This is a genomic window from Alphaproteobacteria bacterium, from assembly GCA_030740435.1.
Lineage (GTDB): Bacteria > Pseudomonadota > Alphaproteobacteria > UBA2966 > UBA2966.
Window position 1 is genome coordinate 1 of the sequence record JASLXG010000037.1, and the last position, 13,340, is coordinate 13,340.

Annotated in this window: 5 protein-coding genes; 3 read left to right on the forward strand and 2 right to left on the reverse strand. The window is 66.2% G+C overall.

What is annotated here, in order from left to right:
- Window positions 1-136 precede the first annotated feature (136 nt).
- Window positions 137-1,459 (reverse strand): HlyD family type I secretion periplasmic adaptor subunit, encoded by a 1,323-nt coding sequence (locus QGG75_04340; protein MDP6066469.1) that lies wholly within the window; start codon window positions 1,457-1,459, stop codon window positions 137-139.
- Between the two features lie 125 nt (window positions 1,460-1,584).
- Window positions 1,585-3,801, reverse strand: coding sequence for a type I secretion system permease/ATPase (locus QGG75_04345; protein ID MDP6066470.1), 2,217 nt, complete (start codon window positions 3,799-3,801; stop codon window positions 1,585-1,587).
- 357 nt (window positions 3,802-4,158) lie between these two features.
- On the opposite strand from QGG75_04345, the gene QGG75_04350 reads away from it, so the two are divergent.
- From QGG75_04350 to QGG75_04360, 3 genes are all read left to right on the forward strand, one after another.
- A complete protein-coding gene (locus QGG75_04350; GenBank protein MDP6066471.1) occupies window positions 4,159-9,387 on the forward strand; it encodes an FG-GAP-like repeat-containing protein in 5,229 nt (1,742 codons plus the stop codon).
- 33 nt (window positions 9,388-9,420) lie between these two features.
- Window positions 9,421-10,536, forward strand: a complete 1,116-nt coding sequence (locus tag QGG75_04355) for a TIGR03032 family protein (GenBank protein MDP6066472.1) — start codon at window positions 9,421-9,423, stop codon at window positions 10,534-10,536.
- A gap of 152 nt (window positions 10,537-10,688) precedes the next feature.
- On the forward strand, window positions 10,689-13,313 hold the full coding sequence (locus tag QGG75_04360; protein ID MDP6066473.1) for a TolC family outer membrane protein: 2,625 nt from the start codon (window positions 10,689-10,691) through the stop codon (window positions 13,311-13,313).
- The last annotated feature ends 27 nt before the right edge of the window (window positions 13,314-13,340 follow it).

The following is a 13,340-nucleotide window of genomic DNA, read 5'->3' on the forward strand; positions in this document are numbered from 1 at the left end:
GTTTTTCGGCATTTGACTCGGGTTTCGGGTTGCGTTGTCGGAACCCAACCGATACTTCCGGCCAATGGTCCCGGCCATGACATTGCAACTCCGGGGCCAAGCGCCGCGCAGGCCATGACCCGGTGAGAAATGCGGACTAGCGCTCCGTGAGCGCTTTCTGCTGGGCCCTGAGCACCGGTTTGAGGAAGTATTCCAGCACCGTGCGCTTGCCGGTGAGAATGTCGACCTCGGCCACCATGCCGGGGATGATGGGCAACGGCGCCTTTTCAGTGCCCAGGTAGTTGCGCTTGGTACGCACCCGGATCTGGTAGAAGCTCTGGCCGGTCTCGTCGACGATGGTGTCGGCGCTGATGTGCTCAAGGCGGCCGTCGAGGCCGCCGTAGTCGCCGAAATCGTAGGCCGTGATCTTGACCTTGGCCTTCTGGCCGGGGCTCAGGAAGGCGATGTCGGAAGGCAGGATTTCGGCTTCCACCAAAAGGTTGTCCTCCAGCGGCACGATCTGCAGCAATTCCATGCCCGGCGAGACCACGCCGCCGATGGTGCTGACGGCCAGGCTCTTGACGATGCCGTGCACGGACGAGCGCACTTCGGTGCGGCGCACCCTGTCCTCGACCGCCGTCAGGGCCTCCTTCAATACCGCCAGGCGGACCCGGGTTTCGTTGAGTTCGCTGCGCGCGGCGGAGCGGAAGGCGGCCTGCTTTTCCTTGCGCTGGTGTCGCACCGCGGCCACCGCCGCCTTGATGCGCGGCAGCGAGAGCTGGGTCGCCTCGAGGTTGCCCTCGAGTTCGTTGACCTGGCGCCTGAGCCTGAGGATCTCGACCTTGGAGGTGACGCCGGCCTTGACCATGGGCTCCTGGATCTTGAGTTCCTCCTGGGCCAGCATCAGGCCCTGGCGCAGCTTCTTGATGCGGTTGGCGGCTTCGACCAGCTCCTGTTTGCGCTGGTCGAGGTGGCGGCCGAGGATCTGCAAGGCCGAATTCAACTCGGCCTGGCGTGCCCGGTAGTGCGCCGTTTCGCTGGCCGCCAGGTTGGGGTGCTTGCTCTTGATGGCTTTGGGATAGACCGGTGGCCGGCCCTCGATCTCGGCCTGCAGCCGCTGGACCTTGGCCAGGAAGGCAAAATAGCGCGCCTGGTTCTCGCGGAATGTGGCGGCAAAGCTGGTGTCGTCGATGCGCAGCAGAACCTGGCCTTTTTGTACCGTCTGGCCCTCGCGCACCAGGATTTGGCTGACGATGCCGCCCTCCAGGTTCTGTATCACCTGGATCTGGCTCGAGGGCACCACCCGGCCCAGGCCCGAGGTCACCTCGTCGAGCGGCGCCCGGCTGGCCCACAGCACGGCGACCACGACGAAGGCCGTGATGGCGAACAGCAGCAGGCTGGCGCCCAGCCGTGGCCCAGAGCTGGCGCTGGCCTTGACGTCGGCCATGAACTCGAGATCCTCGCGCCGGCTGCGGGCCATGGCCTCCGCTCCTGTTCCTAGTGGGGATCGCCCGGCCACCCGCTCCCCCTCCCAACCACCCAGAGCGTTCCATCAATGGGTGGTTGGGAGGGGGAGCGGGTGGCCGGGATCGATCTCAACACGCCCTAAGCCATCACGCTGATGCGGCCGTCGGCGATGGCGTCGAGCACCGCCTGCTTGGGGCCGTCGGCCACCACCCGGCCGCCGTCCATCACCAGCAGCCGGTCGACCAGCGAGAGAAGCGAGGCGCGGTGGGTGATCAGCAACAGCGTCTTGTCGGCGGCGATGGTGGTGAGGTTGGTCTTGAGCATTTCCTCCGAGCGGTTGTCCATGGCGCTGGTCGGCTCGTCGAGGACCAGGATGGGGGGATCCAGGAGCAGCGCCCGGGCCAGCGCCAGGGCCTGGCGCTGGCCCCCGGAAAGGCCTTCGCCGCGTTCGCCCACCGGCAGGTCGTAGCCCATGGGGTGCTGGGCCACGAAATCCTCGACGCCGCTCTGCTTGGCCGCCTGCAGTATCGCCGCGTCCTCGGCCTGGGGGGCGCCGATGACCAGATTTTCGCGCACCGTGCCGCGAAACAGCACCACGTCCTGGGGCACGCAGCCGATGTTGCGCCGAAGATTGGCGGGATCGATCTGGCGCAGGTCGGTGCCGTCGACCAGGACCGATCCCTCGGCCGGCTGGTAGAGGCCCAGCAACAGCTTGGCCACCGTGCTCTTGCCCGAGCCGACGCGGCCGATCAGGCCGACCTTTTCACCGGCCTTGATGGCGAAGCTCAAGCCCTTCAGGGCTTGGATGTCCTGACCCGGATAGGCGAAACTGAGGTCACGGAAGGTGATCTCTCCCGCTAGCTGGGGGCGGTGCAGGAACTCCCGCGAGGGCGCCCGCTCGACCGGCGCCCGCATGATGCGGTCCAGCGCCTTGAACGAGGTCCGGGCCTGATGCAGGCGCGTGAGCAACTGTGCCACCTGGGCCAGCGGCGCCATGGCCCGGCCGCCCAGGATGACCACGGCGATCAGCGCCCCCACCGTCATGCCGCCCTCACTGATGAGCAGCACGCCGAACACAACGAGCGCAATGGTGGCGACCTGCTGCATGGTGACGGTGAGGTTGAGGCCCAAGAGCGACAGCGAGCGGGCGCGCACGCCCGAGCGTGCCGACGAGGCCACCGCTTCCTCCCATTGGCGGCGCATGCGGCCTTCGGCGCCGACGCTCTTGATGGTCTCGAGGCCGCCGATGGTCTCGATCAGCACGCCGTGCTTGGAGCCGGCGTCGCGGAAACCGCTGCGCACGGCGGCACCCAGCGGGATCTGGATGATCAGGCCGGCGATCAGCACCAGCGGCACGGTGATCGCCAAGATCATGGCCAGAGGGCCGGCGATGAGCCAGACCACGAAGACGAAAAACAGCACGAAGGGCAGGTCGACGATGGCAATCAGGGTGGCCGAGGTGAAGAAGTCCCTCAGCGACTCGAATTCGCGCATGGTGTTGGCGAGATCGCCGGCCGATCCTGAGCGCGCCGCCAATTGCATGTCCAGCACCTGATCGAAGAGCCGCCCTGCCAGCACCACGTCGGCCCGGCGTCCGCCCACCTCGACGTAATAGGTGCGCAGTGTACGCACGATGAAATCGAAAACGAAGACGGTGGCGGCACCGATAGCCAGCACCCAGAGCGTTTCGATGGCGGTATTGGGGATCACCCGGTCATAGACCGTCATGATGAACAGCGGGCTGGCCAGTGAGAAGACGTTGACCAGCAGCGCCGCCATGGCGACCTGGCCGTAGATCCACCAGTTGCCCCTCAACGCCGACAGGAACCAGTGCTTCGGCCGCCCTTCGCGGTCGTAGCGGTCACCGCGGTCGGCGTGATACTCGGGCCGCACGAATATGGCGTAACCGAGATAGCCGGCGCGCAATTGTTCGAGGTCTGTTTCCTGGACGCCGCTGCCCGACTCGGGCATCACCACCAAGGCCTTGCCCTTGCCGGTGTATTCGACCAGCACGCAGGCGCCGCCGTCCTTCAGCAGCAGCACTGCCGGCAGCAAAAGGCCGCTGATGGACGTGAAGCGGCGCTTGACCACGCGCGCCGAGAGGCCGGCACGCTCGGCAGCTCGCACCGTCAGGGCCGGCGTCAACGGCTGCCTCGCGTCGGGCAGTCCGGCCTTCAGCACGTCGGGCGAGCGCGGCCGTTCGTAGTAGCGGCAAAGGAATGCCAGGCACCAGAGCAAGGGGTCGTCGCCACCCTGGCCGCTGGCTGCCAGGGCCTCGGCCTCGGCGCTCTCGGTCGCAGCATCGGGGCTGGCCGGAATCTCGCCCGGCGCGGGTTGAGGGTTGCTTGCCGACATTTTCCTGGCGCCGTCATCCAGCTCGTTTGCTACGCGTGAGAAAAGGCATTGTACCGGTATTCGGGCGCTGCGGGGCAGCCCATATCTTGATTTCTACTTTGACCCATTGTTGGGCTATCGCCTATATTGTGACGGTCGACATATCGCACCTCCGTAAGATCGTTTATTTGGTCTCACATGCTGCAGGAACTAAAAGGCCAGCAGGCTGAGTTCGGAGGAGTTAGTCCAGCTAGCGCCAGTGCCCCGGTCGTGCCGGCGGCTAACGCTCCTCTAGTGCTTGAGGTTTCGGGGGCATCGGTTACCGTCCCGGGAGGGCATTTTCTTCTCGTTGCCGAATATGTCCGTGAAGGCGCTGACTTGGTTCTGGTCGGGCCGGACGGCCAGACCGTTGTGGTGCGGGACTACTTCTCCAGCGATGCCCCGCCAACGCTGATCACCGAGGGCGGCTCGCGGATCTCGCCTGATCTGGCCGAGGCCTTGGCCGGACCGGTGGCGCCGGCGCAATCCGCCCAGGCTGGCCAGGCCGCAGCAACGCCACCCATCGGCCAGGTCCAGACCCTCGAAGGCACGGCCACAGCGATGCGGGCCGACGGTACCGAGGTAACGCTGACCTCGGGTTCGCCGATCTTCCAGGGCGATGTCATCGAGACCGGCTCGGGCGCCTCGGTCGGCGTCGTCTTCATCGACACCACGACGTTCTCGCTGGGAGAGGACGGCCGCATGGTGATGGACGAGCTGGTCTTCGACCCGGAGAGCAGCGAAGGCACGTCATCGTTCTCAGTGGTGCAGGGTGTTTTCAGCTTCGTCTCTGGCCAGATTGCCAAGTCGGGCGCCGACGCCATGGTGGTACGCACGCCGGTGGCCACCATCGGCATCCGCGGCACGCGGGTGGCGGGCCAGGCGGCGGCCGAGGGCGAGGTCAATACCATCACCCTGCTGCCTAATGATGACGGCACGGTGGGCGAGCTTTCGGTTTCCAACGACGCCGGCACGCAAGTGCTCAACGTCGCCAACCAGACGACTCAGGTGGTGAGCTTTTCGCTGCCGCCTGCGCCACCGGTGATCATGCCACCTGCTCAGATCCAAAGCCTTTACGGTTCAGCCGTCAATGCCCTGCCACCGCAGCCGGCGGCTCCACCACAGATCCAGCAGACGCAACAGGCCGCTCAGCAGGATCAAGCCGGCGAGGGCGAAGGCGAGGGCGAAGGCGAAGGCGAAGGCGAAGGCGAGGGCGAGGGCGAGGGCGAGGCGGCTGCCGAAGGTGAGGGTGAAGGTGAAGGCCCGGCCGAGGGTGAAGCAGCAGCGGAAGGCGAGGGCGAAGGTCCTGTCGAAGGTGAAGGCCCCGCTGAGGGTGAAGCAGCAGCGGAAGGCGAGGGCGAAGATCCGGTCGAAGGCGAAGGCCCGATCAAGGGTGAAGCAGCAGCGGAAGGCGAGGGCGAAGATCCGGTCGGAGACGAAGCTGCGGCTGAAGGGGAAGGCGGTCCCGAGGCAGGCCCCGAAGGCGAAGGCGCTGCCGAGGGCGAGGCCGCAGCCGAGGGGACGCCGGAAGGCGGTCTTGAGGGTGGCCCCGAAGGCGAAGGCGCTGTCGAGGGCGAGGCCGCAGCCGAGGGAGTGCCGGAAGGCGGTCAGGAAGGCGGTCCCGAGGGTGGTCCCGAAGGCCCCGGCCCCGAAGGTGATCCAGGCGGACCCGAGGGCGGCGGGCCGGCGCCGGATCAGCTAGCGGCGGAGGCTGGCCTGGATCAGCCGGGGGGTCCCGAAGGGCCCGGGCCGGAACCCGGCGGCCCTGAAGGCGGCCCCGGTGGCGGTCCAGCAGGCGAGGGACCAAGTCCGGAGCAAATGGCGGCCGTGCGGCAGGAGGCGGGACAGGCCGCCGAGCAGGCCTTCCAGACAGCCTTGGCCGAAGGGGCCTCGCCCACCGAGGCGGCGGCGGCGGCTCAGTCGGCGGCCGAACAGGTGGTGGCCGATTCCGGTTTTATGCGGCCCGGCGGCCCTGAAGGTCCTGGCTTCGGCCCCGGTCCTGAGGGTCCTGGCTTCGGTACCGGCCCGGAAGGCCCCGGATTTGGCCCCGGTCCTGAGGGTCCCGGCCCGGAGGGCCCTGGATTTGGCCCCGGTCCCGAGGGTCCTGGCTTCGGTCCCGGCCCTGAGGGCCCCGGATTTGGCCCCGGCCCCGAGGGTCCTGGCTTCGGTCCCGGCCCGGAAGGCCCCGGATTTGGCCCCGGTCCCGAGGGTCCTGGCTTCGGTCCCGGCCCGGAAGGCCCCGGATTTGGCCCCGGCCCCGAGGGTCGCGGCTTCGGTCCCGGCCCCGAGGGCCCTGGATTTGGCCCCGATCCCTTCGGCGATCCCTTCGGCGATCCCTTCGGCGATCCCTTCGGCGATCCCTTCGGCGATTCCTTCGGCGATCCCTTCGGCGATCCCTTCGGCTTCGACGATTCCTTCGACGACAGCCTCGATTCTTTCGACTTCGACGATCCCTTCGATGAAGGCCTCGATCCCTTCGAACTCGGCGAAGATATCTTCACCAGCAACGATCCGCATATCCTTTTCCTCGTCGACACCGGTGTCATCACCCAGGGTGGCAAAGTGATCCAAGGCTCGGCCGGAGCGGACACGCTGAACGGCACCAACTTCAGCGACATCATCGAAGGCGGCGGCGGCGATGATGTGCTGGACGGCGGCGGAAGCGGCGATGCGCTGAGTGGTGGCGAGGGCAACGACACGCTTTTTGGTGGCTCGGGCCAGGACATCCTCGATGGCGGCCGCGGCAACGACCGCCTCTTCGGCGGTGATGATAGCGACGAGCTAGTTGGCGGGGAGGGCGATGACGTGCTCGACGGCGGCCGCGGCCACGACATGTTGTTCGGTGGTGCCGGCAACGACATCCTGATCGGCGGCTCGGGCGAAGGCTTCGACAACCTCAACGGCGGTAGCGGCATCGACACGGTGACATATGCCAGTGATAGCGCTGGCGTCAACGTCAACCTGCTGTTCAATTTTGCCAATGGCGGGCCGCTGGTGGACAGCGATTCCCTGTTCGAGATCGAGAACGTCATCGGCGGCTCGGGTAACGATACGATTACCGGCGACGGCAATGCCAACGTGCTGAACGGCGGATCGGGCAACGACTTTCTCTACGGCGGCAGCGGCGACGACACGATCCTTTACGACGCTGCCGATACGCTGGGCACCAACGGCGGTTCGGGCCTCGACACGCTGCTGGTGGATACTTCCACCAGCAACGTCGACCTGACGACCAAGCCGGACAACCAGATCAAGTCGATCGAGGTCATCGACCTCTCCGGCACCGGCACCACGCTGAAGCTCACGGCCACCGACGTTGCGGCCCTGAACTCCAGCAGCGCCATCCGCGTCAAGGGCGGCGGCGGTGATAGCGTAACCACCACGGACTCTGGTTGGACCAATGCCGGCAGTGTCACCATCGACGGCCAGGCCCACACCCAATACACCAAGTCCGGCAGCACGCTGTACATCGAGAACGATGTTGGCCAAAACGGCGTCGCTACCTCGGGTAGCATCAACGACGTGACGACGTCTAGCGTCGACACCATATTTGTCAGCGAATTCTCGAACTTGCTCGCCGATAACGGCTTTACCGTCAACGGCAGGCGCGCGAATGACGAGACCGGGTTCTCGGTTAGTTCAATCGGCGATATCAACGGCGACGGTCTGGACGAGATCATCATCGGCGCTAACCGAGCCGATCCGTCAGCCGGTTCCGAAGCCGGCCAGACTTACGTTGTTTATGGCACGACCACGAAGCCGGGGACGCTCGATCTCTCCAACCTCAACGGCACCAACGGCTTCCGCCTCGATGGAGCGGTTGCCGGCGAGCAATCCGGTTTCTCCGTCGCTTCGGCTGACATCAACGGTGATGGCAGGGACGACCTCATTATCGGCGCCCCGTTCGGCAGTTCGAGTGCCGGCGATACCTACGTGGTGTTTGGCGCCGACGGTCTCACCGCCACCAGCGTCTTCGAGCTCTCCACCGTCAACGGCACCATTGGCTTCCGGCTCGATGGCCTGGGCAAGAGCGGTTACTCGGTGAGTTCGGCCGGTGACGTCAACGGTGACGGCATCGAGGATCTGCTTATTGGCGCACCGAATTACGGTTCCTCCACCGCCACCGGTGCCGCCTACGTCGTCTTCGGCGCCACCAACATAGGGTCCAGTGGCAGCTTCGATCTCTCTACCCTCAATGGCACCACCGGCTTCCGTCTGGATGGCGTAGCGGCTTCGGATTCCACGGGCTTCCACGTCAGCAACGCCGGCGACGTCAATGGTGATGGCTTCGACGACATCGTCGTCGGGGCTCACGGCGCTGACCCCAGCGGCTTCTCCAGCGGCTCGAGCTACGTCGTCTTCGGGAAGGCCGCCACCTTCGCCGCGACCATCGATCTCTCCACCCTCAATGGCACCACCGGCTTCCGTCTCGATGGCATCGATGCCGGCGATCAAAGCGGCATCTCGGTCAGCCACGCCGGCGATATCAACGGCGATGGCTATGCCGATCTGCTGGTCGGCGCCAACCTGGCCGATACCGCCAACACCACCGACGCCCGTGGCGAGGCTTTCGTTGTTTTTGGCAAGGCCAGCGGCTTTGCCGCGACCATCGATCTCTCCACCCTCAATGGCACCACCGGCTTCTTGATGAACAATACTACTGCTGAAGGCGCTGGCGACAATTTGGGCCAGGCCCTCAGCGGCATCGGTGATTTCAACGGCGATGGTTACGATGACTTCGCGGTCGGTGCCTACAAGGGTGACACGGGCGGCATGATCTACGTTGTGTTAGGCGGCTCTTCGATAGGCTCAAGCGCGTCCCTCGAATTGAGTGCGCTGACCGACAGCGAGGGGGACAGTTTGGACGGCGCCGCCTCGGGCGACTACGCCGGCCGTGCGGTGTCGGGGGCCGGCGACGTCAACGGCGATGGCTTCGACGACATGCTGGTTGGCGCCCCCCACGCCGACCCCAGCAGCAATTCGAACTCCGGGCAAGCTTTCGTAATCTATGGCGGCAATTTCACGAACGAGGTAACGCATCTCGGTACCAGCAACGCCGATTCCCTGAGCGGCACAAATCTCGCCAACGTCCTGGTCGGCGGCGGCGGCGGCGATTCCCTCGTGGGCAACGGCGGGGCCGACGTAATACGCGGCGGCTCGGGCGGCGATGAGCTCAAGGTCTCCGACCTCACCTTCCTGCGCCTCGACGGCGGCAGCGGCCTTGACACGTTGGTGCTCGACGCCGAGGGCCACGACCTCGACCTGACGACCACGCCGAACACCAAGATCACCAGCATCGAGATGATCGATATCAACGGCACCGGCGCCAATACGATCACCCTCAACCTGGGCGACGTGCTCGACATCTCCGATTCGGTGACTAACCTCGGGCCGCCATACCGCACCCAATTGCTCATCGCCGGCGGTTCCGACGACACCGTGAAGTCGACTGGCCAGGGCTGGCAACCTGGCAGCCAGGCACCGGTGGACGGCCAAACCTACGATACCTTTACTTCGGGTCATGCCATGTTGTTTGTCCACGAAGACATGATTCAGGACATCAACTAGCCTCGCCCCGCCGCTTCGGCCACAATGGCGGCCATGAGCGACAATGCGCCCCGCAGCGACAACGCCGCATCCCCGACCGTCGAAATATCCGGCTCGCGCCAGTTCACGGCCTGGCTGACCGAACAGAACCTCAGCCTCGCCTTCACCACCTACCGTGCCGGCAAGCTCTTTTTCGTCGGTCTCAACCCCGACGGCAAGCTCTCCATCTTCGAGCGCACTTTCGAACGCTGCATGGGTCTCCATGCCAGCGACAGCGGTCTGGTGATGTCGTCGCTCTACCAGCTCTGGCGCTTCGAGAATGCGTTGCCGCCGGACGAGGCGCACGAGGGCTACGATCGCGCCTATGTGCCTCAGGTGGGCTACATCACCGGTGATCTCGACATCCACGACGTCACCCTCGACCCTGACGACCGGCCGATTTTCGTCAACACACTCTTCAGTTGCCTGGCCACCACCGACGAGCGCCATAGCTTCACGCCGCTATGGCAGCCGCCCTTCATCAGCAAGCTGGCGGCCGAGGACCGTTGCCACCTCAACGGCCTGGCGCTGCACGAAGGCCGGCCGCGCTTCGTTACTGCGGTGTCGCAATCCGACGTGGCCGACGGCTGGCGCGATTTCCGCCGCGACGGCGGCTGCGTCATCGACGTGCCCAGCAGCACGGTGATCGCCGGCGGCCTGTCCATGCCGCATTCGCCGCGCATCTACCAGGGCAAGCTCTGGTTGCTCGATTCCGGCAATGGCAACTTCGGCTTTCTCGATCTCGATACGGGCAAATTCGAGACCGTCACCTTTCTCCCCGGCTACGGCCGCGGCCTGGCCTTTCATGGCGATTTCGCTGTCGTCGGGCTTTCGTTGCCGCGCGGCACCCGGACTTTCGAGGGACTGGCGCTGGAGGAAAACATGGCGGCCAAGAACGTCGAGCCGCGCTGCGCGCTGCATGTCATCGACTTGCGCACCGGCGATGCCGTGCACTGGCTGCGCATCGACGGCATCGTCGAGGAACTTTACGACGTCGTTACGCTGCCCGGTGTGCGCCGCCCCATGGCCATAGGCTTTCGCACCGACGAGGTGCGGCGGGTGATCACCGTGGGCGATGGGCCGGAGCAGGGACCGGCCTCGGCCCTCCCGGCCCCGGCCGGGCTCCACTAAGCCCGCATGGCAAACCCGATTGGCCCCATGGTGTCGCTTTTCCGCTCAGGGTTGGGGCCTTAGTCACTGACGGGAAAGTTTTTTTTGTCGATGTTTGAGCTATAATAGGTTTGGGCAAGGGGAATTTTTTGGGTGAATTGTTCATGAAATCGATGAATTTTCTTGCGTCGGCGGCGTGCTGTGGGCTGGTCGGTTGGGCAACCGCGCCGGCCTTTGCCGACTCGCTAGCAGACGCCACCGAAAAGGCGGTGCGCAGCCATCCCACAGTGATGGCGGCACGGGCCTTCAAGGATTCGGCCGGTGAAAACGTCGACCTGGCCAGATCCGGATATTTCCCGACCATCGATTTCCGCGGCACCAGCGGTTATGCCCGGACCAACAACTCGACGACCCGGGGAGTTGGAGGGCACAGCCAGGCCAGCGCCTTCATGTGGCGCGGCGAAAGCAGCCTGACCTTCAGCCAATTGTTGTGGGACGGCTCGGGCACCAGCCACCGGGTGGGGGCGGCCGAGGCGCGCGTCGATGTTTCGCGTTTCGGGGTTCTCAATGCCGGCGAGCAGGTCGGCCTCAGGGCCGTGAGTTCCTACCTCGATCTCGATCGCAATCGCGAATTGGTGCGGCTGGCCGGGCAAAACGTCACGACCCACGAGAAGCTGGTGGCGGACGTCAAGCTCAAGGCCAAATCGGGCGGCGGCAACGAGGCCGACGTCAACCAGGCTGAAGCGCGGCTGGCTCTGGCCGAGGCCACGGTCGACCAGTTCAAGGGCACGCTCAAGGATGCCGAGGCGGCCTATCTCGAGGTCATCGGCGAGCGCCCGGGCGACACCGTCAGGCCGCCGCTGCCGGCTGCCGAGGCGCTGCCTGCCGATGTCGACGACGCCGTCAGGGTGGCCATGACGAACAGTCCCACCGTCAACACCGCGGTGGCCAACGTGGCGGCCATGAAAAAGGAACTGGCCAGCGCCCGGGCCTCGCTGATGCCGCGCTTCAGCTTGGATCTGGGCGGCGTGCGCAACGAGAACGCCGGTGGCGCCAAGGGTCCCAACAACGACTTCACGGCCCAGCTGGTGATGACCTACAACCTCTTCCGGGGCGGCGGCGACGCGGCGCGCATCCGCTCGACCAGCGCGCTCTTGCGCGAGGCAACGCTGCGCGAGATGGAAACGCGCCGGACCGTCGCCGCCACCACGCGCTTCAGCTATCACGCCCTGATAACGGCGCGTGACCGGCTGCCGACGCTGCGCGATCACGTCTCGGCCAGCGACAAGGTGGTCAAGGCCTTCACCGAGCAGTTCAAGCTGGGCAAGCGTTCGCTCTTGGACCTGCTGGACGTAGAGGGTGAGCTTTTCCAGGCCAGGGGGGCGCGGGTCAATGGCGAAGTGGCCTTGATGGTGGCCCACTATCGGGTGCTGGCGATCATGGGCGAGTTGCGCAAGAACATGGGTATCGAGAGCGCCGCCGTGGGCGGCGCCGATGCCGCCACGCTGGTTGCCAGCGTGCCGCCGGCAAAAGCCGCCGAGGAGGAAGCTGTCAAGGCAGCCAAGGCAGCCAAGGCAGCCAAGGCAGCCAAGGCAGCCAAGGCAAAAGCGGCCGAGGAGAAGAATGCCAGGTTGGCCCAGGCAGCGCAGGCCGCCGAGGCAGCTAAGGCGGCCGAAGCAAAAGCGGCCGAGGAAAGGGATGCCAAGGTAGCCCAGGCAAAAGCGGCCGAGGAGAAGGCAGCGGCCGAGAAGCGGATCGCCGAGAAGGCAGCCGCCGAAGCCAAAGCCGCCGAAAAGGCGGCTGCTGAGCAGGAGGCCGCCGCAGCCGAAGCCGCCGAAAAGGCGGCTGCTGAGCAGGAGGCCGCCGAAGCCGAAGCCGCCGAAAAGGCGGCCACTGAGCAGGAGGCCGCCGAAGCCGAAGCCGCCGCAAAGGCGGCCGCTGAGCAGGAGGCCGCCGCAGCCGAAGCCGCCGAAAAGGCGGCCGCTGAGCAGGAGGCCGCCGAAGCCAGAGCCGCCGAAAAGGCGGTCGCTGAGCAGGAGGTCGCCGAAGCCAAAGCGGCCGAAGCCGGCGGCGCCGAGCAGGAAACCGCCGAGGCGCGCATTGTGCCACCGCCTGCATTGCTGGTGCGCGAGGCGGCCGAGACCGCCAGGCGCGATGAGGAACGCCGTATGGCGGTGGAAAAGGACGCCGAGCGGAGAGCCGAGGCCGAGGGGAAGAGCGCAGCGGTCGCCGAGGCCGAGCGCAAAGCCCTGGTGGAACGCAAGGTTGCCGAGGCCGAAAGGAAGGCCGCCGCGGCCGAACGGAAAGCCGCCAAAGCCGCCGAGGCCGAGCGCCGAGCGGCTGCCGCCGCCGTCGCCGCCGCCCGGGCGCGTGAGAAAAAGGCGGCCGAAGCCGCCGTCGCCATGAGGAAGGCGGCCGCCGCCCAGGCGCTGGCCAAGCAGCGTGAAATCGCCGCGGCCACCCCCCCCAAGCGGGTGTTTTCCAAGGTGCCGCAGGATGAGGCCCTGAAGGCCGGGCTGAATGCCTACATGGCCCGGGACTACCGCGTGGCCATGGATTACTGGCTGCCCCAGGCCCGGGCCGACGACGCCAACGCCCAATTCCTCGTCGGCGGTCTCTATCGCGACGGTGCCGGCGTCATGGTCGACCCCGTGGCGGCCTATTTCTGGTGGGCCTTGGCCGCCCACAAGGGCCACGACAAGGCCGAACACCTGCTGGCGGGGCTGGTCACCGAAATGCGGCCCGACCAGGTCGCCGAGGCCCGGCGGCTGCGGCGCGACTGGCAGCCCGTCAACTAGCAAGAACCACTGGTTCCAGCCGGAGGG

What these genes read in the sequence shown, in the direction of transcription:
- QGG75_04360 (MDP6066473.1), top strand. Translation starts at nt 10,689, where the DNA reads ATGAATTTTCTTGCGTCGGCGGCGTGCTGTGGGCTGGTCGGTTGGGCA.
- QGG75_04345 (MDP6066470.1), bottom strand. Translation starts at nt 3,801, where the DNA reads ATGTCGGCAAGCAACCCTCAACCCGCGCCGGGCGAGATTCCGGCCAGC.
- QGG75_04340 (MDP6066469.1), bottom strand. Translation starts at nt 1,459, where the DNA reads ATGGCCCGCAGCCGGCGCGAGGATCTCGAGTTCATGGCCGACGTCAAG.
- QGG75_04355 (MDP6066472.1), top strand. Translation starts at nt 9,421, where the DNA reads ATGAGCGACAATGCGCCCCGCAGCGACAACGCCGCATCCCCGACCGTC.